The organism is Campylobacter sp. RKI_CA19_01122, assembly GCF_025771325.1.
Classification (GTDB): domain Bacteria; phylum Campylobacterota; class Campylobacteria; order Campylobacterales; family Campylobacteraceae; genus Campylobacter_D; species Campylobacter_D lari_D.
The window spans coordinates 115,447-140,035 of sequence record NZ_JAKMPZ010000001.1; the positions used below are offsets into that span (position 1 = coordinate 115,447).

The window sequence follows — 24,589 nt, forward strand, 5'->3', positions numbered from 1 at the left end:
GGATAATTATGAAAATTTTTTATTTATTATTAGCTCCTTTGTTGTTATTTGCTGATGCACAAGCAAATGCGGAACTTTTTGGAGTTTGGACGCTTTTACCACCGGTGATAGCTATTATTTTAGCTTTTGTTACTAAAGATGTAGTACTTTCGTTATTTATTGGTGCATTAAGTGGTACTTTTATGTTAGGACTTATTGAAAATAGTATTTACCATGCTATCATAGCTTCTTTTACAGGCTTTATTTCTAAAGTGGTAAATGCTATGGCAAGTCCTGGTAATGCAGGAATTTTATTGCAAGTTTTAACCATAGGTGGTGTTGTAGCTCTTATTACTAAAACAGGGGGGACAAAAGCAGTAGCTCTTTGGCTTTCTACTAAAGCTAAACAAGCAAAAAGCTCACAATTTGCTACTTGGTGTATGGGAATTTTTATTTTCTTTGATGATTATGCCAATTCATTAATCGTAGGTCCTATCATGCGTCCGGTAACAGATAAATTTAGAGTAAGCCGTGAAAAACTTGCTTTTATTATGGATGCAACTGCAGCACCAATTACCGGTCTTGCTATCATTTCTACTTGGATAGGACTTGAAATTTCTTTAATTCGTAGCGGATATGATCTAATTGATAATGCAACTTTTGCACATTTAGGTGTAGTAAAAGAAGAAATTAACGCTTTTGAAATTTTTGTACAAACCTTACCTTATAGATTTTATAATCTTTTTATGTTGATTTTTGTTGTTTTGACTATTTATACAGGTAGGGAATTTGGACCTATGTTAAAAGCTGAACTTAGAGCTAGAGCGGGTAAATTTTCTCATGGTCATGAGCAAATTGATAATATAGAAGATAAGGTCTTAGAGCCAAAAGAGCATGTAAAATTGCAAGCTTCTAATGCTATTATACCTTTGGCTGTTTTGATTGTGTTTTCATTTATAGGTTTTTATTTTAGTGGTTATAATGCCTTAGATGATGTGAGTGTTAAAGCACAAATTGATGCAGCACCGTTTAGTTTATTTGCTTTTAGAGAGACTTTTGGCGCAGCTGATGCTTCAGTTGTATTATTTCAAGCAGCACTTTTAGCTACCATAGTAGCTATTATTTTGGGAATGTATAGAAAAATATTTACTTTAAAAGAAGCTATTGCGGTTTGGACTCATGGCTGGAGAACTATGATTATGACTGTGATTATTTTACTTTGTGCATGGTCATTAGCTTCTGTGATTAAAGATTTGGGGACTTCTAAATATTTAATTGACTTATTTTCAGATAAAACACCTCTTTATTTGCTTCCTACAGCAATTTTTATTTTTGCTTCTATTATTTCTTTTTCAACGGGAACTAGTTATGGAACTATGGGTATTTTAATGCCTTTGGCTATTCCTTTAGCTATGGCTGTTGGGGTTCATAATGAATTAAGCGGAGCAGAGTTACACCAATATATGATTATTAATATTTCAGGGGTTTTAACAGGAGCTATTTTTGGAGATCATTGCTCGCCAATTTCTGATACAACTATACTTTCGTCTATGGGAAGTAAGTGTGATCTTTTAGCTCATGTTAGTACACAAATGCCTTATGCTTTGAGTGTTTGTGCTATTAGTATACTTTGTGGTTATTTACCGGTAGCATTAGGACTTAATGTGTGGCTAGGACTTGTTTTTGGAATCTTAGCTATGATAGTTTTACTTTTTGTGGTTGGCAAAAAGGTAGATGCGTAAATGCATTTTGAAGAAAAAATTGCTTTAAACAAAGCATTGTTTTCTTCTTTATATGATGGAGAAATTCAGTGCTTTAAATCACCTTTAAAAGCTTATAGAACTAGGGCGGAATTTTCTATATATCATCATGAAAATGGGAAAATTTCTTATGCAATGTTTGAAAATAAGAAAAAAATTCCTATTGAAAATTTTGATATAGCAGATGAAAAAATTCAAAAATATATGCCTATTTTATTAAATAATCTAAATGAAAATTTAAAAGAAAAGCTTTTTGGAGTAGAGTTTTTAGCTACAAAATTAGATTTAAGTATAACTTTACTTTTCCATAAAAATATAGAGCTAATCACACAAGATTTACAAGAATTAGCAGAAAAATTAAATCTCAAGCTCATAGCAAGAAGTAGGGGTAAAAAACTTGTATTTAATGGAGAAAATTTAAGACAAATTTTAAATATCAATACAAATGAATTTTTATATGAGTTTAATAATGATTGTTTTATCCAACCCAATACTTTTATTAATGAAAAGATGAACGAATGGGTTGTATCTTGTGTAGAGAGTGATTTTAAGCAAGATTTATTAGAGCTTTATTGTGGTTATGGAAATTTTACCATAGCTTTAGCAAGAAATTTTAAAAAAGTTTTAGCAACTGAAATTTCTAAGAAAAATATTGAGTTTGCTTTAAAAAATTGCGTTTTAAATTCTATTGAAAATATAACTTTTACAAGGCTTTCTAGTGAAGAGTTAAGTCAAGCATTGAAAAAAGAAAGGGAATTTAATCGCTTAAAAGACATAGATTTAGATGGTTTTAAAATATCTCATGTCTTAGTTGATCCTCCAAGAGCAGGACTTGATTTAAGTGTGATTGAACTTATTAAAAATTATGAAAATATCATTTATATATCGTGCAATCCTATCACTTTAAAAGAAAACCTTGAGAAATTATGCAAAACTCATAAAATATCCAAATTTGCATTTTTTGATCAATTTGCAAACACAAATCATCTTGAATGTGGTGTTTATTTGAAAATCAAATAACAATATAAAACATTAATTTTGCACATATTACAATAATTATAGTAAAAATAAATACAATAGGATGAATATATGCATGAAAAGGATTTTGTTTTTTTAAGATTATTTTATAAAAAAGAGAAAATAGTATTAATATAAAAATACAAAAAGCAAAGAATATTTTGCAAATAAATATCCAATTTAATGAATTTAAGTGAAAATGAGCTAAATATAAACCGCTAAGAAATAAAATCAATACAATAGGTGGCATTATTTTAATTGTATTTTTTATATCCAAATTTAATTTTCTTAATAAGAATACATCGGTAAATAAAAATCCTATAAAAAATATAGCACAAAATAAATGTATTATTAGTATATAAGGATAAATATCGATCATGATTACAACCTTTATTGTGATAATTTTTAATATTTTATAATACTTAGTGGTAAAATTTATTGATTTATGTTAAATTATGTTAAGCATTATAAAATAATAATGCAAGTTTTATTATATAAATAAAGTCTCTAAAGTCATAGTTTAATCTAAGCTAATTTGAGTTTGTCAATACTACAAATATTTGTAAATTTAAAATATTATAACAAAGTTACAAGCTTTAATTTTTTGATATTTTTTATCTTAAATGCAGAATGTACTTAAGGAAAAAACTTATATAAGTTAGAATTTATGTAATCTTTGTTACTATTAAAATAGTTGATTTAATCAATTAATTTTTACAAAGGATTTCTCATATTTTTTCAAAAAATTACTTATACAAATAGAAAAATACTCTATAAAGTCAATGAAATTTTAAAGCCATTTGGATTGAAATCAAGTGATTGGAGAGTTTTTGTTTATTTAAGCCATCATCAAAATAGCACTTTAGCTCCAATATGTGAATTTTATCAAATGGATAAAGCTATACTTTCTAGAGTTGTTTCCAAACTAGCAAAACTTGAATATATAGAGTTTTTAAAAGCTGATGATAAAAGAGAAAAGATCATTACTTTAAGTGCCAAGGGTAAAGAAATTTTTTTTGATGCAAATGTTTGTATAAGAAAATATGAAAAAGAAATCTTAGATATATTAGATGAACAAGATCAAGAAGTGCTTTTAAAATTACTTGATTATATCAATGAAAAAATTTAAGAAAGGTTTTTTCATGGGTCTTAGTAAGAAATATAATTTATTTAATATAAATTTTTTCTGTATTTTTGGGATAAATTTTGTTATTTGTCTTGTTTTTTATATGAGTACTATTTCTAGTACAGATTATGTTTTGGGTGTTTTAAATCTTCAAACTAGCACCGCAGGACTTATAATGGGTGCTTTTGTTATAGGTGCTTTGCTTTCTAGACTTTATTTTGGTTCTATTATTGATGGTATTAATATAAAAAAAGTGATTATATTTTCACTTTTATTTTATCTTTTTATTAATTTAATGTATTTGAAATTTTATAATGTGTATTTTTTGGTATTGATACGCTTTCTAGCTGGAGTTTGCTATGGAATTTGTTCTTGTGCTTGTGGGGCAGCTATTGCTAGAATAATACCTAGTAATAAAAGAGGAATTGGTATAGGGTATTATGCTACGAGTGTTGTTTTAACTTCAGCTTTAGGGCCTTTTTTGGCCATAAAACTTGACTCTATCAACTTATTTCAACTAAGCTTTTTAATTGCAAGTGTGAGTATTATCTTTGCATTAGTTTTATCAATTTTTTTAAAAGTAAGAAGATTTAAAAAACATTATCATGTAAAAAGAAAATTTAGTATTTATAATTATTTTGAAAAATCAGTTTTAAATTTGGCTTTGATTACTTTTTTGATCGCATGTCCTTTTGGAGCTATTATAGCTTATATGAGTGCTTATACTCAAAGTTTAAATTTAAGCTTTGCTGGATCTATGTTTTTTGTAATATATGCTGGATTTTCTATAGTTTTTAGACCTCTTGCTGGAAAGGTATTTGATAAACATGGAGCTAATATTGTAATAATTTTTTCATTATTTAGTTTTATATTGTGTTTACTTTTACTTGCGTTTGCAAAAAATTTTTATATGATTATTATCGCCGGTATATTTTGTGCACTAGGTTATGCAAATGCTACTTCAAGTGCACAAGCTTTGGCTATCAAACTAGCTCCTAAAGAAAAAATGGGGTTAGCTAATTCTACTTTTTTTCTATCTTTGGATTTTGGCATAGGAGTTAGTCCTTATTTGTTGGGTATTGTTGAACCAAGTATAGGTTTTGCTAATGTCTATGCACTTTGTGCTGTACTTGTTTTGTTTGCTCTTGTTTTATATTATTTATTAATAGTTAAAAAAACTTTTTGTTAATTTTATTTTAGATACAATGCTTTTTTAAAAATAAGGAAAAAGCATTGTGTGATACTCATAAAATACTAAGTTCTATGAAAAATATCGCCATTATAGGACTTAGTCCTAATCAAGAAAAACCTTCGTATTTTGTAAGCAAATATTTACAAGATTTATCTTATACAATTTATCCTATCTATCCTAAAGAAGATTTTATTTTAAACGAGAAAGTTTATAGAAATTTAAGGGAAATTCCTTCTGAAATTGACACGGTTGTAATGTTTAGAAAAGCAAGTTACGCAAATGAAATTTTTGAAGATCTTTTAGCTAAAAATGTTAAAAATTTTTGGATGCAACTTGGTATTATTAACGATGAAATAATGCAAAAATGTAAAAAATTTGGTATAAATTGCGTTCAAGATCGTTGTATTAAAATAGAATTAGATAAAAAGGTAAATCATGATTGAGTTAAATAAAATTTATCAAGCAAAGCAAAAAATTGCAGATTTTGTATTAAAAACCCCTTTGGTGCACTCTTCTTTTTTAAGTGAGTTTTTAGATACTGATGTTTTTCTAAAATGTGAAAATTTACAAAAAACAGGTGCTTATAAAATCAGAGGTGCTTATAATGCTATTGCTAATTTAAGTAAAGAACAAAAGCAAGCAGGTGTAATAGCTGCAAGCGCTGGAAATCATGCACAAGGAATTGCGATTAGTGCTAAAAAATTTGGGATAGAAGCTGTGATTGTTATGCCTGAAGCTACACCTTTGCTAAAAGTAAGTGCGACTAAAAATTTAGGTGCAAAAGTGATTTTAAAAGGAGATAATTTTGATGAGGCTTATGCTTATGCGTTAAATTATGCTAAAGAACATCATTTAAATTTTATTCATCCTTTTGAAAATGAAAGTATTATAGCAGGGCAGGGTACTTTAATGCTTGAAATGCTTGATGAAATAAGTGATTTAGATATGATTTTAGCTCCAGTTGGTGGTGGAGGTTTGATTAGTGGAGTGGCGAGTGCTGCTAAGCAGATTAATCCTAATATAAAAGTTATTGGAGTGAGTGCTAAAGGAGCTCCTGCTATGTATGAGAGTTTTAAAAGTAAAAAAATAATCAATTCAAAGGCTGTGAGAACCATAGCTGATGGTATTGCGGTGCGTGATGTAAATAAAATTAATTTTGATATTATTCTTGAATGTGTTGATGATTTTATTCAAGTTGATGATGAAGAAATAGCTAATGCGGTGTTGTATTTACTTGAAAAACACAAAATCACAGTTGAAGGTGCTGGAGCATCAGCAGTTGCTGCACTTTTACATAAAAAAATAGATTTAAAAAATCATAAAAAAATAGGCGTGATTTTAAGCGGTGGAAATATTGATGTACAAATGTTAAATATTATCATAGAAAAAGGTTTGTTTAAAGCTTTTAGAAAAATGCTTATCAATGTTACTTTGGTTGATAAACCAGGAGCTTTGAGTACTTTGAGTGATGCTATAAAAGAAGCTCAAGCTAATATAGTTAAAATTGATTATGATAGATTTTCCACTAAGTTAGAATATGGTGATGCGATGATTTCAATTACTTTAGAAACAAAAGGAAAAGAACATCAAGAATTAGTCAGAAAGATACTTTATGACAAAGGTTTTAATTTCAATGAAATTTTATGATAAATGAAATATAATATTTTGTAAATAAATTATAAGGAAAAAAATGTCGCAAGAAAAAATTTTAGAACCAGATACATTAATAACCTCTAAGACAGATTTAAAAGGGGATATTATTTATGCTAATGATGATTTTTTAAAATATGCGGGTTATAAAATGGAGGAAATTTTATATAAACCTCACAATATTGTGCGTCATCCTGATATGCCAAAAACTGTTTTTAAATGTTTATGGGATTATATACAAGATGGAAAAGAAATTTTTGCTTTTGTTAAAAATAAAACCAAACAAAATGATTATTATTGGGTTTTTACTAATGTTACAGCTTCTTTTGATGAACAAGGAAATATTATAAATTATTATTCAGTTAGAAGAAAACCTAAAAGAGAGGCAATATCAACCATAGAGCAAGTTTATAAAATTCTTTTAGAAATAGAAGAAAAAGATGGTATAAAAGCCGGAGTGGATGAACTTGTTAAGATAGTTAATTCTTATGGTATGAGTTATAATCAATTAATTTTAGAGCTTCAAAGATGAATTTGATAAATTTTGTTTATAAATTATTATTTTATATTGAGATATAATTACTCCCATTTTAATTTTAAACTAAGGAGATTGTGTTATGTCTTCAGAAAAAATTCTAACCTCGGATGTTTTAATAACATCAAAAACTAATTTAAAAGGTGAGATTATTTATGCAAATGAGGATTTTTTGAGATATTCTGATTATAAAATTGAGGAAATTTTATACAAACCTCACAGTATCATGCGTCATCCTGATATGCCAAGAACGGTTTTTAAATATTTATGGGATAACATTCAGCTTAAAAAAGAAGTTTTTGCTTTTGTAAAAAATAAAACAAAATATAATGATTATTATTGGGTTTTTGCTAATATAACTGCTTCATGTGATGAAAATGGAAACATTTTAAATTATTATTCAGTTAGAAGAAAACCAAATATGGAAGCTATCAAAACAATAGAAGAAATTTATAAAGTTCTTTTGTTGAAAGAAAAAGATGGTGGTATTAAATCTGGAATAGAAGAGTTAAAAGCAATAGTAAAATCTTATGGGGTGACCTATAATGAACTAATGATGAAAATTCAAAAATAAAAAAGGATTTCTTATGAAAAATATTTTGTTTCTTGGTATAGTTTTAAGCATAGTAGCTTGTATTAATTCTTTGTTTTATGCAGAGTTTATTTCCTTAGGTTTCTTTTTAGTTTTGTTTTGTTTATTTATATATGGATTGTTTATTTTAAAAAAAGAAGAACAATTTAGCGATAAGATTTTACATCTTAGTAGAGAGTTAAAAAATGGTAATTTTGATTCAAGAATTGTATATATTAAATGTGCTAATAAAAAATTAAAAGAAATTGCTGATAATCTTAATAATACAATAGATGGTTTAGAAGCTTATTTAAGAGAGATAAATACTTCAATTGCTTGTTCTCAAAAAGGTGAATATTTTAGAAGAGCTATCCCTGAAGGTTTAAAAGGTATTTTTGTTCATAATATTAACTTTATTAATAAAGCTTTAGATGATATAGAAAAAACAGGAAAATCTGTTTTTAAAAATGCTTTATCAAGAGAACTTATGGACTTGAGTTTAAATAGTCAAAATAAAAATTTAAACGATTTGTCTTCTGCATTAAATAAAATCATCAAACTTATGAGAGAAGTTTTTGGTGATATTAGAATAATCTCAAATACAGCACAAAAAAATGGTTTAGAAGTAGGTAATTTACAGGATTCAATTTCATCAATGATGCAAGTGGCTGATGAAAGTAAAAATGCTGTAAATACTTTTGCATCTAATGCTCAGAGTATCAATGCAATTGTTGAGGTAATTAGGGATATTGCAGATCAAACTAACCTACTTGCATTAAATGCAGCTATTGAAGCAGCTCGTGCGGGAGAGCATGGTAGAGGTTTTGCGGTAGTTGCAGATGAAGTAAGACAACTTGCTGAAAAAACACAAAAAGCAACAGGTGAAATTACTTTAGCAATTCAAGTAATGAATCAAGAAATTGCTTCTATACAAGAAAATAGCGAAAAAGTGTTTGATATTGCAAATTCTTCTGATAGTAAAGTTGCTGATTTTAGTGAGGCATTTAAAGAATTAGAGGATAAAAGCTCTCATTTAGGAAAAGAATTTGTTAATTTTGCTTCTGATTTAACTCTTTCTGCAATGAAAATAGATCATATATTATATAAATCTGATGTTTATTTAACTCTAAATGGTTCTCAAGAAAATCTTCAAAATCTAGATCCTATTTCAACTTTATGTAAAGATGAAGATGCAAAAAGTATTTTCTGTCCTTTAATTTCTCAAAATGAAATGGAGATTAAGAGTGAGAAAATACAAAGCGCGGCAAGTAAAGCTATAAAAATAGCTAAAAAGGATAATATATCAAAAGAAGATTATGACTCTATTATTAATGATATAAGAGAACTTGAAAATGAAAGTAGAGTAGTTATGAATAAATTAGAAGCTTAAAGCTTCTAATTTAGATAAGAGCTATTTTTAAAACTTCTTGTAAATTTTTCACCCCAATAATTTTCATATTTTTTACTACTTCTTCAGGAATATCTTTCAAATCTCTTTCATAGTTTTTATGTGGGATAATGGCTGTTTTAATATCAGCTTTATAAGCAGCAATAAGTTTTTCTTTTAAACCACCTATTGGTAGAACATTGCCCATTAGATCAATTTCTCCAGTCATTGCAACATTTGATTTTACTTTCTTGTCGCTAAAAATAGAAGCAATGGCTGTGGTAATAGTTATGCCTGCACTTGGTCCGTCTTTTGGAGTGGCTCCATCTGGTACATGAATGTGAAGATTGTATTGATTGTATATGTTTTCATCTTCTTTGCAGAAAAGTTTCTTTGAGACTTTAATTTGTTCATCATCGATTAAATTCTTAACAAGACTTTGAGCAATTTTTGCTGATTCTTTCATTACATCACCTAAGCTTCCTGTTAAAGTTAGATCACCCTTGCCTTTGATTTTAATGGCTTCGATTTTCAATACATCTCCACCTACTGCAGTCCAAGCAAGTCCATTTACCTGTCCGATTTTATTTTCTTTTTCGTGCTTTTCTATTTCAAAGACTTTTTTACTTAAAAAATCTTTTAAATTTTTATCATTAATTTCAATATTTTTAATATCTTTTTCTAAAAGAAGTTTTTTAACACATTTTCTACAAATTTCAGCAATTTTTCTTCTTAAATTTCTTACACCTGATTCTCTAGTATATTCATTCACTATTAATTCTATAGCATCATCACTAAAGCTTATTTCTTCTTTTTTTAATCCATGTTTTTTTATTTCATCAGGTATGAGATAGTTTTTGGCTATTTGGAATTTCTCTTGAGGGGTGTAAGAGCTAAGTTCTATAAATTCCATTCTATCTTTTAGAGCAGGTGAAATTAAACTTGCATCATTTGCAGTAGCTATGAAAATGATTTTGCTTAAATCGATGTTGAAATTTAGATAATAATCTCTAAATTTAGTATTTTGTTCAGGATCTAAGATTTCAAGTAAAACTGCACTTGGATCTCCTCTATGATTGCGACTTAGTTTATCAATCTCATCAAGCACAACTACTGGGTTGCTTTGTTTTGCTTCTATAAGTCCTTGTATAATGCGTCCTGGCATAGCTCCTATATAGGTTCTTCTATGTCCTCTTAGTTCATTAACATCTTCTAAACCACCTAAAGCTATGCGCACTAACTCTCTTTTTAATGCCTTTGCGACTGAATTTGCTAAAGAAGTCTTGCCAACACCAGGAGGGCCAACTAAGCACAAGATGACTTTTGCACCATCTCTATCTTTAATCTTGCGTTTTTCTAAAAGTTCTTTAACTGCAAAGTATTCTTCAATACGCTCTTTTGGTTTTTCTAGAGCATAGTGATCACTATTGAGTTGTAAAGATACATCTTTTAAATTTAGTTTTTTCTTTGAGGAGTGCTCAAAAGGTATATCTAAAACCGTTTCTATGTAAGTTTGCACCATAGAAGCTTCTGAATTATCTTGATGAATTCTTTCATATTTTTGAATTTGCTTTTTGATTTCTTTATAAGCCTCTTCATACATAAAAGCTTTTTTCTTTTCTAATTTTTTATTATATTCCTCTACTTCGCTTTCTTTTTGTATATCGCTTCCAAGCTCTCTTTGAATTTGTTTGAGTTGTTCTTTTAAAAAGTATTCTTTATTAACCTTGTCAATTTTAGAATGAACTTTATTTTTGATTTCTTTTTGGATTTTATTTGCTTCAATTTCTTTAGCTAAATAATCAATTAAATTTAAAAGCTTGGTTTCTAAATTAGTTTCGATAAAAAATTCATAAGCTTGTTGTTTTTTGATTTTAATAGAATTTAATATTAGATCACAAATTCTGCTAGGCTCGACATCTTCTTCTATAGTTCTTAAAAGATCAGGTGGAAAATAATGACTCACAGTCGATAAAGCTTTTGCTTTTTCTCTAACTACTTCTATAATAGCTTCTTTTTTTGTATTGCAAATTGGCTCTTGATGAATTAAATCAACTAAAGCATATAAAGGATCATCCGAAATTCTCTCAACAATCTTGGCTTTTGCATATCCTTGGAATAAAATTTTTATCCTACCATCAGGCAGTGGAACTTTTCTCATAATACTCCCAATGACACCACAATCATATATATCATCAAAGCCACGCCCACCTTCAATTTTTGATGGTGCCACAAAAATCATACTTTCATTTTGTAAAGCGGTATCTAAGGCTTTAATATTTTGCATATCATTTAAAAAAATAGGTGTTATCATAAAAGGGTATAAAAAAAGCTCATCTTCTACAAGAATGGGAAGTTTTGTTGGATAGTTTTGAGTATTTTCTAATTTCATTACATTATACCTTCTTCAAATATTTTTCTATACCATGGAAGTTCTGGTTTAATCATATCGATTTTATTAAAATCGGAATTTTCGATTTTTTGCTTATAAATCTCATAGCTTTGCTCTCTGTTTTTTTTCTGATATAACTCTGCTATACTTGTATCAAGGTAAAAAACTGCAAGATTAAATTTAGTTAGCATGGTATCGATTAAATCATTATATTGTACATTGGGATAGTTTTGATTGTATTCTTTGATTTCTTCTATTGTTTTTAGCATTAAGGCTTGGTTACGATTTGGAACAGCAAAAGAGTCAAATTTAGCTTTGATTTTTAAATATCTTATATAAGCTACATTTTTAGAATCACCAAATTTGTTTAAATATTCATCAAGATAAAAATTTGCCATTTCATATTCTTCTTCACTAATATGAGCTTGAGCTAATATAAGTAAAGTTTGTTCTAATAATGGATCAGCAATATGCTCACCTGCCATTGAAGTATAGTGTTTATCAGCTGCTTCAAGATTTTTTTCTTGTAAATCTTTTATAATTTGTTGATACCATTCCATAGAACTTAGATTATATAAATCTTCAGCTTTTTTCGAGCTACATGCTCCTAAAAATAAACCTGCAATAATAAGTGAAAAAATAAAAAGTTTTTTCATTGTGTTACCTTATAAATTTAATAATTGTAATTATAATGTTTTTATGTTTATGAAATTGTTAATTTTTAAAACTAAAATTATAGTCAAAAACTCTTAATTAGTGTAATTTTTAAAATTGGAACTAAAATTGCTTAATGAGTTGTAATTTCTTAGTCAATAGATTTTAGGAGGCAAGATGAACTTAGAAGTTAAATGTCCTATTTTAGGTTTTGAAGATACCAAAAATATGAATTTTTATAAAATAGACGAGGTTTTTTATAGACTTAAAAGCCTTGATGGTAAAGATTTTTCTTTTGTGATGATTGATCCTTATATGATCCGTCCTGATTATGATTTTGAAGTGCCTGATTATTATCAAGAATTATTAGCTTTAAATGAGCAAACTAATTTTGGTGTGTTTGTTATAGTAGCTATTAATGAGCCATTAGAAGAATCTACGGTAAATTTTTTAGCACCTGTTGTGATGAATTATGATAATAACTCTTTAGTGCAAGTGATTTTAGATACAAGCAAATATCCTAATTATTTTCAGTCTGAAAAGATTTCAGCTTTTATTAAACAAACAAAATAATGTCTGAAATTTATATTTTAGGAAATGGTGCTATGGCAAGTGCTATAGCTAAAGGTTTAGAGGATACTTATAAAGTAGTTATTGTTGCTAGGGATTTAAAAAAAGCCAGTGGTTTAAATTTAAAAGTATTATCGTATGATGAGTTTGATATGGATAATAAAAATATTATTTTGGCTTTTAAACCTTATGCATTAGAAGAAGTAGCTGTTAAATTAAAAGGCAAGGCAAGATGGCTTATTTCGGTTTTAGCAAACACTACTTTTGAGCGGCTTCATTGTATTGATGCACAAAATTATGTGAAAATTATGCCAAATACAGCAGCCGAATTTAAAGCTTCTACAACTGCTTATTTAATGGAAAAAGATTTATTTAAAGATGAAATTTTATCTTTGCTAAATACTTTTGGTAAAGCCATAAGTTTGCAAAATGAAAAAGAATTTGATATAGCTATGGTTTTGAGTGGTTGTGCTCCTGCATTTTTGGCTTTGGTAGCAGAAAGTTTAGCTAATGCAGGTGTGAAAAATGGTTTAAAAAATGAGCTTAGTTATGAGCTTACTCGTGCAAGTTTTGAAAGCTTTAGTGCTTTGTTTAATCATGCTCATCCTGCTATTATTAAAGAAAAAATTTGTTCTCCAGCAGGAGTAACTATAAAAGGAATTGAAGCTTTGGAAAAAAGAGCTTTGCGCGGTGCCTTTTTTGAAGCTTTTAATGCAAGTTTAAATAAATGAAGCAAGCTTTTAGTCTCCTAGAGCTTGCTTTTTGTATTGTAATTTTATTTTTTATTTTTGGATCTTATTATCTTGTATTTGCAAATAAATCTTTAAATGTTATATGGCAAAATCAAACCCTTTTTAATGAAGAAAAAGAATTGCTAAAGAAAATTCCTTTATATAAAGCAAAAGAGATAAATATAAATAATTACAACTTTTTAGAATACACTAGTGATGAATTTAAACTCAAATCTTTAAAAATAAAAGATTTATCCTATAAAGAAGCTTTTGTAGATGAAAAAGGCTTTTAGTTTATTGGAACTTGCGTTAAGCCTTGTTATTTTGGGTATTTTGATTACTATTTTAATTAATCCAGCTATGTATATTTATAATTATAGTTTTAATGTTAAAAAATCTAGTGAAATATTTTTTGATTTAAATCAAGCTTTACTTAGCATGGAGAAAATTTATAATTCTTGCTTGAATGCAATATTTACAAGTAATTCTTTTGAGTGTTATATGAGTGCAAATGATGATATTTTTTATGATTTGTCATTAAAAAAAATAAACTTCAGTGGTATTATTTTAGAAAATAATGAAAGTTTTTTTAGCCCAAAAAGTAATTTGCATTTTATAGAAAATGGAATTTCTGAAGGAATTTTGAGCAATTATAAAGATATGCATAGTATGAAGAAGTTGAAAATATATACTAGTGATTATATGTATATTTATGATATAAAAAATTCAAAAATCTATAAAATATTAGTTGATGATAGAGAGAAAATCCATTTTATTAATGAGAAATTTAGTGGATTTTATACTATTTTATATGCTTATGTTAGAGTATATTTAGAAAATGAAAATATTTATATGCAAATTGATGATTTAAATCATAACAAACAAGTATTTTTATTAGCTCAAAATATTTCAAAACTTATTTTCAAGCATGATGGTGAGTTATTAAAAATTACAATTTGCAGTAATACTCAAAATAGATGTTTAGATAAATGGATGCTTTTGTGAAAAAATCATTTGCAATGATATATACAATATTTTTTATTTTATTTATTTCTTTTATTATGGTGTTTATAATAAAAATTTCTTCATATCCACCAAGAATTATGAAAGATTTAACGCTTTATACCCAAGGAAATATTTTACTTCATGATGCTAAAGAGTTTGCTAAATATTTTTTATATCAAGCCTATTTGGAGGGTAAAGAATGCTTAAGTGAATATAATTTTGAATATAATAATATAAAAATACGAATTGATTATGCTTATCCTTTGGGTGAATGTAAAAATAATAAATTAATTGCAAAGTATGTTCATGCAAAAAGTATTGTAGCGGTAAATATTAGTGTGTTGTTAAATACCAATAAAGCAGTAAATGAAGAAGAGTTTTTACAAAAAAGTTTTTTTATTTATCCCAGGTAGATTGAATGTAAGTTTGAATTCCAATAGCTATCATTTTTACTCCCATAGCCATAATAAAAACTAAAGCAATGCGTGAAAAAACATAAAGTACAAGCTTACCGATAACTTTTTCAATAGTAGCTGAAAAGTGAAATAAGGCAAAAATAAAAGCAAAAGTAAGTAATACAGAAGCTATGGCTATAGCTAAATTTTGATCTTCTGAAATAACTACTATGGTAGAAAGTGTTCCAGGTCCTACAAGCATAGGAAATGCCATTGGTACTATACTTTTTTTTAATAATTCTTTGTGGCTTAATCCTTGATAGTGTTGAAATTGAGTGCTTGATGGGGTGAAAAGTAGATTTTTTGTACTCATAATGATTAAAATCAAACCACCTGCAACTCGTAAATCATTAATATCTATTTTAAATAAATATTTCATGATAAATGGTCCAGAAAGTAAAAAAACTAAAACAATACAAAATGCAGTGTAAATGATATTTCTAAAAAGTTTTTTTCTTATATCAGCATCTAGACCTTCAGTCATTGCAATAAATTGTGGAAGATTTCCAAAAGGATTTAAAACCGCTATAATAGCAACGGATGCAAGTAAAATAACATAAATTTCAGATTCTATATCTGAAAACATAAAACAACCTTTTATTTTCCCAAGCTTAAAAAGCTTGGGTTTGATTTAATAATTATAGTCCTTCAAAAGGATTAGTAACAACTTCTTTTCTATCTACGATATAAGGGATAAGTGCTACATGTCTTGCACGCTTAATAGCAACTTCAACCATTTCTTGGTGTTTTTTGCTAGTGCCTGTTAAACGGCGTGGCATGATTTTAAATCTTTCTGATAAAGCATGTTTTAGCAATGCTGTATCTTTATAGTCTATAAAATCAACTTTAGCTTCAGTATATTTACAATATTTGCGTGAATATTTTCTTTTTTCTGCCATGTTTTTTCCTTTAAAATGGTAATTCTGTATCATCATCATATTTATCAATATCAATTTCCTTCATAGGGGCTTCCTTTTGAGGATTTTGATAGGTATTATTAGATGAATTTGTTCTAGTTTGTACTTGAGCATAAGGATCAAAGCTTTGTTGTTGATTAAAATTTTGATTATAACCATAATTTTGATTTTCAAAATTACTTTGTTGATTATTTTGTACAGTTGAACCTAGCATTTCTAAATTTTCAACTTGAATACTATGCTTTGATCTGTTTTGTCCATTTTGATCGCTCCATTGCTCAAATCTCAAACGACCTTCGATTAAAATTTTACTACCTTTATTAAGGTATTGATTAGCAATTTCTGCAGTTCTTCCAAAAAAGCTAATGTCGATAAAGCAGGTTTCCTCTCTTTTTTCTCCTGTATTTGTACTAAATCTTCTTGTTACAGCTATAGCAGAAGAGCCTATTGCGCTACCTGATGGAGCATAACGCATTTCTATGTCCCTTGTAAGATTCCCTACTAAAACGACTTTATTAAACATTAATTAGCCTTCTGTGCTTTCGCTAGCTTTAATTTCTTTTTTATTTTGTTTGATACCCTTGCTTAGTCTTTCCCAAGCTGCAATTTCTTTTTTATTTTCATATTTTACGATTAAAAATCTGATTACTTCTTCAGTGATTCTTAATACCCTTTCAAGCTCTGCTATTAAATTTGTAGGAGCTTTGAAATAAATCACAAAATAAGTTCCTCTTTCGTATTTTTTAATTTTGTACGCAAGTTTTCTTGTTCCCATTGGAACTACGCTTTCAATTTCTGCGCCATTTTTTGTAAGGACTTCTTTTACGAATTCCAACTTAGCACTTACTTCTTCTTCTGTAAGTGTTGGTTTTAATATGAATAAAACTTCATAATGTCTCATTTAATTTCTCCTTATGGATATAAAGCCTAAAATTTTAGGCAAGGATTTTGCATAAAATGCAAATTTAATTTTACCATAAGTTTTCTTAATTTAACTTTTTAATATGGAGCTAAGTTGTAAAAGTGTTGCGATTAAAAAATCTTTTTTTTCTATTTTAGAATTCTTTTTTAATTCATATTCGCAATTACAAAGTGTCAGAAAGATATTTTTATATTGTGATATTTTGATCATAAGAGCTTGTTTTTGAAGATTTTGTGCCACAGAAATAGGTGGAGCATAGCCTAAAATTTCTTTCAAGTCTAAATTTCCATAAATTTTAATATGTAAAGCTATTTTAAAAAGTCTAGAAAAATTTGCATATAAGGCATTAATCAATGCTATTTCATTGTAATTTTCTAAAATATTTTCAAGTTCACTCCTTAAATCTTTTTTTTGCATTAATTTATCAAAAAAACTTTCAAAACTAATAGTACTTAAACTATAACAATGCTCTTGGATGATTTTTTCATTGATATTTAGACCACTAAATTTATTTAACTCATTAGCCGCTAAATATAAATTTTCATTAAAATTATAAAAAAGAGCATAAAGGGCATTTTGAGTAATGTTAATATTTAATTCTTTAGCTTTTAAAGCTAGTAATTCCATGCCTTCCTTAGCTGAATTTACTTTATAAAATCTACAAAAATTATTAGCAAAAATTTTCTCCGCTTCACTTTGTTTGGAGCTTTCATCATAAATTTCAAGTAAAAAATAATTATCTTGCGAATTTTGACAAAGCTGTAAAAGTTGCTTGAGTTCTTTACTTGAGATTTTCTTTTGAGTTTTGATTTCTAGCAGTTTTCTCTCGCTAAATAAAGAAGCGCTAGATAAATAATCATATGCTTGCTTAAAATCATATTCTTCAAAATAAAATCTTAAACTCTCATCAAAAGAGTATTTGTCTTTAATAAATTTAGTATAAAGCTCTATTTGGAAATTATCCGCTCCATAAAGCAAGAAATAATTGGGAAAACTATTACCATTAAGTAAGCTTTGGAGTTGATTTTTATACATTTTGGTTTCTTTCTAAACTAAAATGCTTGGTAATTTTGCCAAAAATTTTAGCACTAACAATATCTACTTCAGTGATTTCTACTTCTACATTTTCTAATAAATTTGCCCTTGAACCTATGATGGTAATCAAAGCTCCCTTAATTTCATCATTTAATTTTACTTGCAATGAACTTTGATTTTCTACCACTAAAGCCTTAAATCTTTTTCCTATATTTTCTTTTGCCCATCTTGCAAATTTTCTATCCATAAAATGCCAAGCAACCTTATCTGCTTCTCTTTCTAATAAACTTAATTCCTCACAAGTGCTTTGTATGTTTAAAAGCAAATAATTAAACATTTTTTCATCATTGTTAATTTTAGCTTTTAAAAGTCTATGTAATATAAGATCAGAATATCTTCTAATAGGACTTGTAAAATGGGTATATTTATCAAAACCTAAGCCAAAATGCCCTGCATTTTCACTAGAATATTCTGCTTTTTTTTGCGCCTTGATGATGAGTTTATCTACTTCTTCTCTTATATTTAGCTCATTTGCTAAGACTTGAATGTCTTTAAATAATTCTATGACATTATTTTTAGGATCAATATCTATACTAAGTGTTGAAAGATCAGCTAGCAATTGATCTATTTTTTTATAATCAGGACTTAAATGATTTCTAAAAACTCCTATATCAATGAATTTTGCTGCAGCTTTATTAGCTAAAAGCATGCAATCTTCGATTAAATTATGCGAGGCAGTATCATTTTCAAGGCGTGTTTTTATGAGTTTATTATTTTCATCTAAAGTCATTCTTAGCTCTTGGGTTTTAAACTCACAAGCATTTTTTAATCGTTTTTTTCGTAAATTTTGAGTGATTTTGAAAACCTCATAAAGCCAATTGATTGCGCCTAAATCTTCTTGCTTTTGTAAATACTCATCAACTTCATCGTAATTAAAACGGCGTTTTGAGTTGATAATAGCCTCAAAAAGCTCTTCTTTAATCACTTCATTGTTTTGATCTAAGCTTATTTTAAAACAAAATGCTAACCTATCTTCATTAGGTTTTAGTGAGCAAATATTTTCACTCAAAGCTCTTGGTAGCATAGGTATAGCAATATGAGGAAAATAAATCGAAAAACCCCTTGATCTTGCTTCTTTATCAATAGCACTATAAGCATGCACATAAGCACTTACATCAGCTATGGCTACATAAATAGCATGCTCATTTTTATCATAATAAATTGCATCATCAAAATCTTTTGCATCAATTGGATCAATGGTACAAAAATTTAAATTTCTAAGATCTTTTCTTGATGGATACATACTCGCATCAACTTCATTTCCATAAGCTCTTGCTTCATTTTCACATAAATTATCAAAAACTGCATTTTTATTAAAAAGTGCTAAGGAAATTTTTTCATCTACAAAATCATCATCAATATGTCCTATCACTTCAGTGATATTATTATCATGATTTTCTATTTTTAAAATAGTTCCCAAAGGTAGAGTTTTTAAGGATTTTTGAGAGGCTTTTAAGGCACATGTGAGTCCTGTTTGAATATTTACTCCAAGGACTGCTTCGCCGTATTTTTTAGTTATAACCAAAGAAGTTTCATGGGCTCTTTTAAGTATTAAGATAACTTTAGCACTTGGACGCTTTTTTTTAAGAGGAAGTAATTTTGCCACAACTATGTCAGCATAATTCGCTCCTTTTAAATTTTTATTTTCTATGAGCAAATCACGCTTAAAAACAAGATCAAAACTTTCTAAAAATCCCGTTCCATTAGCTGAAATATCAATCTTACCAAAAGTAAAGCCATCTTTTAAATAGTATTTGTTTTTATAAAATTTAATGATATCGCAAGTTAGCAACTCTCTAATGATTTGCTTGCTTTTATTGGTAATTTCATCAGCATTTAGACCATAGCTTAGTTGATTAAATAATTCTTTCATAATACTCTTTATAGTAATTTTTCAAAACTTAAATTTTATCATAAAAGGATTAAATTTATATTTTTTAGTTATAATCTTTGCTTTAATTTTAATTTTAGGAGTGCATAATGGCTGTGTCAATTTATTATGATAAAGATTGTGATATTAATTTAATAAAATCAAAAAAAGTAGCTATTATAGGTTTTGGCTCTCAAGGTCATGCTCATGCTATGAATTTAAGAGATAGTGGTGTAGAAGTGATCATAGGGTTAAAAGAGGGTGGGCAAAGTTGGGCAAAAGCTCAAAAAGCAAATTTTATAGTAAAAAGTGTAAAAGAAGCTACTAAAGAAGCAGATTTGATTATGATTTTAGCTCCTGATGAAATTCAAAGTGAAATTTTTAATGAAGAAATTAAAACTGAATTAAAAGCAGGTAAAACTCTAGCATTTGCACATGGATTTAATATCCATTATGGACAAATTGTTGCTCCAAAAGGTATAGATGTGATTATGATAGCTCCTAAAGCTCCAGGTCATACTGTAAGACATGAATTTAGTATAGGCGGGGGCACTCCTTGTTTAATTGCTATCCACCAAGATGAAAGTAAAAATGCTAAAAATTTAGCTTTAAGTTATGCTAGTGCTATAGGTGGTGGTAGAACAGGTATTATAGAAACGACTTTTAAAGCTGAAACTGAAACAGATTTATTTGGCGAACAAGCGGTGCTTTGTGGAGGACTTAGTGCTTTAATCCAAGCTGGTTTTGAAACCTTAGTTGAAGCAGGGTATGAACCTGAAATGGCGTATTTTGAGTGTTTGCATGAAATGAAATTAATTGTAGATTTGATTTATCAAGGTGGTATTGCTGATATGAGATATTCTGTTTCTAATACTGCTGAATATGGAGATTATATCACAGGGCCTAAGATTATTACCAAAGAAACTAAAGAGGCTATGAAAGGTGTTTTAAAAGATATACAAAATGGAAGTTTTGCTAAAGATTTTATCTTAGAAAGAAGAGCGAATTTTGCAAGAATGCATGCAGAGCGTAAATTAATGAATGATTCTTTGATAGAAAAAACAGGACGCGAACTTCGTGCTATGATGCCTTGGATTAGTGCTAAAAAATTAGTTGATAAAGATAAAAACTAATTTGAAAACTATAAATAAAAAATACAAAGTGCTTCTAGCACTTTGTCTTGTTGTAATTGGAATTTTTCTTTTTGCATTTGGAGCTTTGTTTTTAAAAAAAGAAGAAAATAAAACCTTAGACTATAATCAAACCATAGTTAAAAAAGAACTATTACCACCTACAAAAGAGCAAGAAAATAATTTTAGTTTTAATGATATAAATTTGACTTTAGAAAATGAAAAATTAGAATTTTTAGATAAAAACATTAGTGAAATTTTAAATTTAAACCCTGTAAATACAGAGTTAAATCAAACTAAAGAGGATAATCAAACTTTAATTTTAGAAGTAATAGATCAAAATACAAGTAAAGAATTAATCAATAAAGAGCAAAATATATCAGATAAAAATGAGGATAATAAAACTCAAATCCTAGTGCAAAAAAATACCAAACCTCGTCTAGCAATTATTATAGATGATATGGCAAGTCACACTCATGTAGATATGCTTAAAAAAACAAATTTAAAATTAATCCCATCTTTTTTTCCACCTGATAAACGCCATCCTTATACAGCTGAGTTTGCAAAGGATTTTGACTTTTTTATGGTGCATTTGCCTCTTGCTGCTATAAAATATGACAAGGCAGAATTAAACACTTTACACCCTAGTGATGATATGGAAAAAATAAGCAAGCGCGTAGCTTTTGTAAAAGAACAATTTCCAAAGGTAAAATTTATTAACAACCATACAGGAAGTTTATTTACTGCAAATAAGCAGGCTATGGAAAAATTATTTAATGCTTTTAAACAAAATGATTTTATTTTTGTAGATTCAAGAACCATAGGAAATTCTAAAGCTAAAAATTTAGCAAGTCAATTTAATCAGCCTTATATAGCTAGAGATGTTTTTTTGGATAATGAAGATGATATAGCATATATTAAAAATCAACTCAAACAAGCAGTAGAAGAGGCAAGAAAGAAAGGTTTTGCTATAGCTATTGGTCATCCAAGAGAAAAGACTTTTAAAGCTTTGGTGCAAAGTAAAGATTTGTTAAATTCAGTTGAACTTGTATATTTAAATGAAATTTATTGAGAATATTGAAGATTTTAAAAATCTTTTAAATCCACCTTCAAAGATTTATTATAAAGGCAATTTAGAGCTTTTAAATGCTAGAAAAGTAGCTATTATAGGTTCTAGAAAAATGAGCGTTTATACTAAAAATTGTCTCATTGAGTTAGTATCTTTGTTAAAAAAAACTAAGGTTTGTGTAGTAAGTGGTGGGGCTTTGGGTGTGGATATCCAAGCAGCTAAAATAGCTTATCCTCAAACTATAGCCATATTTGCTAATGGACTTGATGAGATTTATCCAAAAGCTAATACAAATGAAATTTTAAATATTTATGAAAATGCATTAGCTTTAAGTGAAAATGAAGCAAAATATAAAGCAAAGCCATATGATTTTTTATTAAGAAATAGGCTTATTATTGCTTTAAGTGAGGTTGTTATAATAGCTCAAGCTGATTTAAAAAGTGGTTCTATGCAAAGTGCAAGGCTTGCTTTGAGTATGAATAAACCTATATATGTATTACCTCATAGGAAAGATGAAAGTGAAGGAACAAATTTACTTTTAGCCACAAAAAAAGCAAATTTAATTCATAATTTTGAGGAATTTGCAAAAATGTTTGGAGAGCTTTATCAAGAGCAAAGTGAGGATGATTTGTTAAGCTTTTTAAAGCATGAAAATGATTTAGAAAAAGTTTTGAAAAAATTTGGTGATAGAGTTTATGAATATGAACTTGAGGGTCTGGTGGAAATTTCTGGAGTGAAAATAAGAGCTTGCATATGAATACTTTAGCGTTAGATATAGGTTTAAAGCGTATTGGTGTTGCTTTGTGTATTAATAAAAGCATGGCCATGCCGCTTGAAGCTATCATTAGAAAAAACCGCAATCAAGCAGCAAATGAGGTAAAAAAATACATTAAAGACTATGATGTAAATACTTTGGTGGTAGGAATTCCTTTGGGCGGATCTAGTGAAGATGAAATGCGAAAAAGAATAGAGCATTTCATATCTTTACTTGATTTTGATAAAGAAGTTTTTTTTGTTGATGAGAGTTTTAGCTCTAAAAACGCACAAGAGCTTGGTGTAGTGAATTTAAAGAAAAAAGATGGCAAACTTGATTCTTTAGCTGCATATTTATTTTTAAAGGATTTTTATGGCCTTGCTTGATTTAAATACAGCTTTAGATGAAATTTATACAAAAGAGCAAAAAGAACAAATTCTTCAAAGTTTTAATCAAGAAAAATATCTCAATATTTTTAGAAATTCTTTGCTTATTGACAATGAAAAACTAGAAGAAATTCTAAATGAAAAAAATATAAAATTTAAAAAAATTGATTTGTATTGTTATAAAATACCTAGTATTTTTAAAAGCAAATTAAGCTCAATGAATGCTTTTAATGAGGGTAAGTTTTATATACAAAATTATTCTTCGTATTTATGTGCTAAAACCTTGGGTGTTAAAGCTGGTGAGAATGTATTAGATATGTGTGCAGCTCCTGGTGGAAAAAGTTTAAATTTGGCCAATTTTATGCAAAATGAAGGTTATTTAGCAAGTTGTGAATTATCTAAAACACGCTTTTTTACCTTAAAAACAACTATGGAAAATTATCAAGTTAAAATTGCAAAATGCTTTTTAAAAGACGCACGCACTATAGGTAAAGCTTGTCCTTTGAAATTTGATAAAATTTTGCTTGATGCGCCTTGTTCAACTTTTGCAAAAATGGGTTTTGAAATACAAAAAAACACAAAAGAAATTAAGCAAATAGCAAATTTGCAAAAAAAACTTTTACATTCAGCATTACTAGCCTTAAAACATGGTGGGGAATTGGTTTATAGTACTTGTACATTTTTAAGAGAAGAAAATGAAGCTGTTTTAGAAAATGCGTTAAGAAATGAAAATTTTAAATTAGAATTACTAGATTTTGATTTATTAAATGTTAACTTCATTAATGCAAAAAGTGATGATTTTGACTTGTCATTTGCCAAAAGAGTTTTACCAGATAATTATGCAGATGGGTTTTTTATAGCAAAAGTGAAAAAACATTAAAAATCAATAAAATTAAATGCGAAAAATATTTTTACTCATAAAACTTAAAGTGCTATTTTTAGATACTTAGAAGCTAAAATCACATCGTGAAACTCTTGTGAATAAAATATTGAAATTTTGAAAACTTAAATTAAAGAAGTGGTAAATAACTAAAATAAAATATATTAAAGATAAATAAGCACGAGGCTTATTTATCTCTTAAATTTAATTCGCTGATTAATTTAGAATAAGCTTGATAATCTTTTCTTTTTAGATAAGATAAAAGTCTTTTTCTTTGACCAACAAGCTTTAAAAGACCTAAACGAGAAGAAAAATCTTTTTTGTAGATTTTTAAATGTTCTGTTAAATCTGAAATTCTTGCGCTTAAAAGTGCGATTTGAACTTCTGGAGAACCAGTATCTCCTTCTTTTCTAGCAAATTTTGCAACTATTTCTGCTTTTTTAGCCGAATCTAAAGCCATAATAGACCTCCTGAGCGGTATTTAAAATAAAAAGTGCAATTATAACTAAAAAAACAAAAAAAATGCTGAAATTTGAAAAATA

Annotated in this window: 28 protein-coding genes; 19 read left to right on the top strand and 9 right to left on the bottom strand. The window is 27.8% G+C overall.

From position 1 onward, the window contains the following. Positions 1-8 precede the first annotated feature (8 nt). From L8U37_RS00605 to L8U37_RS08175, 9 genes are all read left to right on the top strand, one after another. Positions 9-1,721, top strand: a complete 1,713-nt coding sequence (locus tag L8U37_RS00605; RefSeq protein WP_263728324.1) for a Na+/H+ antiporter NhaC family protein — start codon at positions 9-11, stop codon at positions 1,719-1,721. After that, positions 1,722-2,759: a tRNA (uridine(54)-C5)-methyltransferase TrmA gene (gene trmA, locus L8U37_RS00610; RefSeq protein WP_220567256.1), complete on the top strand. Its 1,038-nt coding sequence runs from the start codon at positions 1,722-1,724 to the stop codon at positions 2,757-2,759. Between the two features lie 802 nt (positions 2,760-3,561). Next, positions 3,562-3,885, top strand: a complete 324-nt coding sequence (locus L8U37_RS00615; RefSeq protein ID WP_133318774.1) for a MarR family winged helix-turn-helix transcriptional regulator — start codon at positions 3,562-3,564, stop codon at positions 3,883-3,885. 13 nt (positions 3,886-3,898) lie between these two features. Next, a complete protein-coding gene (locus tag L8U37_RS00620; protein ID WP_263659077.1) occupies positions 3,899-5,071 on the top strand; it encodes an MFS transporter in 1,173 nt (390 codons plus the stop codon). Positions 5,072-5,145: 74 nt separating this feature from the next. Then, complete coding sequence (locus L8U37_RS00625; RefSeq protein ID WP_220567274.1) at positions 5,146-5,517, top strand: CoA-binding protein; 372 nt, start codon at positions 5,146-5,148, stop codon at positions 5,515-5,517. Then, entirely contained in the window at positions 5,510-6,721 is a 1,212-nt protein-coding gene (gene ilvA / locus L8U37_RS00630) for a threonine ammonia-lyase (RefSeq protein WP_263728326.1), read from the top strand. Before L8U37_RS00625 ends, ilvA begins: the two co-directional genes overlap by 8 nt. 43 nt (positions 6,722-6,764) lie before the next feature. After that, positions 6,765-7,256 (top strand): PAS domain-containing protein, encoded by a 492-nt coding sequence (locus L8U37_RS00635; protein ID WP_133318778.1) that lies wholly within the window; start codon positions 6,765-6,767, stop codon positions 7,254-7,256. Between the two features lie 85 nt (positions 7,257-7,341). Beyond that, a complete protein-coding gene (locus tag L8U37_RS00640) occupies positions 7,342-7,833 on the top strand; it encodes a PAS domain-containing protein (protein ID WP_133318779.1) in 492 nt (163 codons plus the stop codon). Between the two features lie 652 nt (positions 7,834-8,485). After that, the gene (locus tag L8U37_RS08175) at positions 8,486-9,220 is read left to right on the top strand and encodes a methyl-accepting chemotaxis protein (RefSeq protein WP_412174898.1); all 735 of its coding nucleotides are present in this window, start codon (positions 8,486-8,488) and stop codon (positions 9,218-9,220) included. 10 nt (positions 9,221-9,230) lie between these two features. On the opposite strand, the gene lon is transcribed toward L8U37_RS08175, so the two are convergent. Beyond that, positions 9,231-11,609, bottom strand: a complete 2,379-nt coding sequence (gene lon / locus L8U37_RS00650; protein ID WP_263728327.1) for an endopeptidase La — start codon at positions 11,607-11,609, stop codon at positions 9,231-9,233. Beyond that, positions 11,609-12,265, bottom strand: coding sequence for an outer membrane protein assembly factor BamD (gene bamD, locus L8U37_RS00655; protein ID WP_133318782.1), 657 nt, complete (start codon positions 12,263-12,265; stop codon positions 11,609-11,611). Before bamD ends, lon begins: the two co-directional genes overlap by 1 nt. Positions 12,266-12,440: 175 nt before the next feature. Here bamD and fliW point away from each other — a divergent pair, with 175 nt between their 5' ends. From fliW to L8U37_RS00680, 5 genes are read left to right on the top strand one after another with little or no spacing between them, the layout of a single operon-like run. Continuing rightward, entirely contained in the window at positions 12,441-12,836 is a 396-nt protein-coding gene (fliW, locus tag L8U37_RS00660; RefSeq protein ID WP_012661666.1) for a flagellar assembly protein FliW, read from the top strand. After that, positions 12,836-13,564, top strand: a complete 729-nt coding sequence (locus L8U37_RS00665) for a pyrroline-5-carboxylate reductase (protein WP_263659080.1) — start codon at positions 12,836-12,838, stop codon at positions 13,562-13,564. The genes fliW and L8U37_RS00665 overlap by 1 nt, the downstream gene beginning before the upstream one ends. Then, positions 13,561-13,857, top strand: a complete 297-nt coding sequence (locus L8U37_RS00670) for a hypothetical protein (RefSeq protein WP_263725695.1) — start codon at positions 13,561-13,563, stop codon at positions 13,855-13,857. Before L8U37_RS00665 ends, L8U37_RS00670 begins: the two co-directional genes overlap by 4 nt. Then, entirely contained in the window at positions 13,841-14,569 is a 729-nt protein-coding gene (locus tag L8U37_RS00675; RefSeq protein ID WP_263728328.1) for a prepilin-type N-terminal cleavage/methylation domain-containing protein, read from the top strand. Before L8U37_RS00670 ends, L8U37_RS00675 begins: the two co-directional genes overlap by 17 nt. Further along, the gene (locus tag L8U37_RS00680; protein WP_263728330.1) at positions 14,566-14,982 is read left to right on the top strand and encodes a hypothetical protein; all 417 of its coding nucleotides are present in this window, start codon (positions 14,566-14,568) and stop codon (positions 14,980-14,982) included. Before L8U37_RS00675 ends, L8U37_RS00680 begins: the two co-directional genes overlap by 4 nt. On the opposite strand, the gene L8U37_RS00685 is transcribed toward L8U37_RS00680, so the two are convergent. From L8U37_RS00685 to L8U37_RS00710, 6 genes are all read right to left on the bottom strand, one after another. After that, positions 14,966-15,610, bottom strand: a complete 645-nt coding sequence (locus L8U37_RS00685; protein ID WP_220567245.1) for a MarC family protein — start codon at positions 15,608-15,610, stop codon at positions 14,966-14,968. The two genes, L8U37_RS00680 and L8U37_RS00685, sit on opposite strands and share 17 nt — an antisense overlap. Before the next feature lie 52 nt (positions 15,611-15,662). Continuing rightward, entirely contained in the window at positions 15,663-15,923 is a 261-nt protein-coding gene (gene rpsR / locus L8U37_RS00690) for a 30S ribosomal protein S18 (protein ID WP_039618521.1), read from the bottom strand. 10 nt (positions 15,924-15,933) lie between these two features. Then, positions 15,934-16,464, bottom strand: coding sequence for a single-stranded DNA-binding protein (locus L8U37_RS00695; RefSeq protein ID WP_133318788.1), 531 nt, complete (start codon positions 16,462-16,464; stop codon positions 15,934-15,936). 3 nt (positions 16,465-16,467) lie between these two features. Next, positions 16,468-16,842: a 30S ribosomal protein S6 gene (gene rpsF / locus L8U37_RS00700; RefSeq protein ID WP_133318789.1), complete on the bottom strand. Its 375-nt coding sequence runs from the start codon at positions 16,840-16,842 to the stop codon at positions 16,468-16,470. Between the two features lie 90 nt (positions 16,843-16,932). Next, positions 16,933-17,898: a DNA polymerase III subunit delta gene (gene holA / locus L8U37_RS00705; protein ID WP_263728331.1), complete on the bottom strand. Its 966-nt coding sequence runs from the start codon at positions 17,896-17,898 to the stop codon at positions 16,933-16,935. Continuing rightward, positions 17,891-19,831, bottom strand: a complete 1,941-nt coding sequence (locus tag L8U37_RS00710) for a VacB/RNase II family 3'-5' exoribonuclease (RefSeq protein WP_263728332.1) — start codon at positions 19,829-19,831, stop codon at positions 17,891-17,893. The genes holA and L8U37_RS00710 overlap by 8 nt, the downstream gene beginning before the upstream one ends. Before the next feature lie 107 nt (positions 19,832-19,938). On the opposite strand from L8U37_RS00710, the gene ilvC reads away from it, so the two are divergent. The 5 genes from ilvC to L8U37_RS00735 are packed head-to-tail and all read left to right on the top strand — an operon-like array spanning position 19,939 to position 24,047. Beyond that, positions 19,939-20,961, top strand: a complete 1,023-nt coding sequence (gene ilvC / locus L8U37_RS00715; protein WP_263659087.1) for a ketol-acid reductoisomerase — start codon at positions 19,939-19,941, stop codon at positions 20,959-20,961. A gap of 1 nt (position 20,962) precedes the next feature. After that, positions 20,963-22,030, top strand: a complete 1,068-nt coding sequence (locus L8U37_RS00720; RefSeq protein ID WP_263728333.1) for a divergent polysaccharide deacetylase family protein — start codon at positions 20,963-20,965, stop codon at positions 22,028-22,030. Then, on the top strand, positions 22,017-22,784 hold the full coding sequence (locus tag L8U37_RS00725; protein ID WP_263660085.1) for a DNA-protecting protein DprA: 768 nt from the start codon (positions 22,017-22,019) through the stop codon (positions 22,782-22,784). Before L8U37_RS00720 ends, L8U37_RS00725 begins: the two co-directional genes overlap by 14 nt. After that, on the top strand, positions 22,781-23,167 hold the full coding sequence (gene ruvX, locus L8U37_RS00730; protein ID WP_220567240.1) for a Holliday junction resolvase RuvX: 387 nt from the start codon (positions 22,781-22,783) through the stop codon (positions 23,165-23,167). The genes L8U37_RS00725 and ruvX overlap by 4 nt, the downstream gene beginning before the upstream one ends. Beyond that, the gene (locus L8U37_RS00735; RefSeq protein ID WP_263728334.1) at positions 23,154-24,047 is read left to right on the top strand and encodes an RsmB/NOP family class I SAM-dependent RNA methyltransferase; all 894 of its coding nucleotides are present in this window, start codon (positions 23,154-23,156) and stop codon (positions 24,045-24,047) included. The genes ruvX and L8U37_RS00735 overlap by 14 nt, the downstream gene beginning before the upstream one ends. Positions 24,048-24,234: 187 nt before the next feature. Here L8U37_RS00735 and rpsO read toward each other — a convergent pair whose 3' ends face one another. Continuing rightward, positions 24,235-24,507, bottom strand: a complete 273-nt coding sequence (gene rpsO, locus L8U37_RS00740) for a 30S ribosomal protein S15 (RefSeq protein WP_012661650.1) — start codon at positions 24,505-24,507, stop codon at positions 24,235-24,237. Between the last annotated feature and the right edge of the window lie 82 nt (positions 24,508-24,589).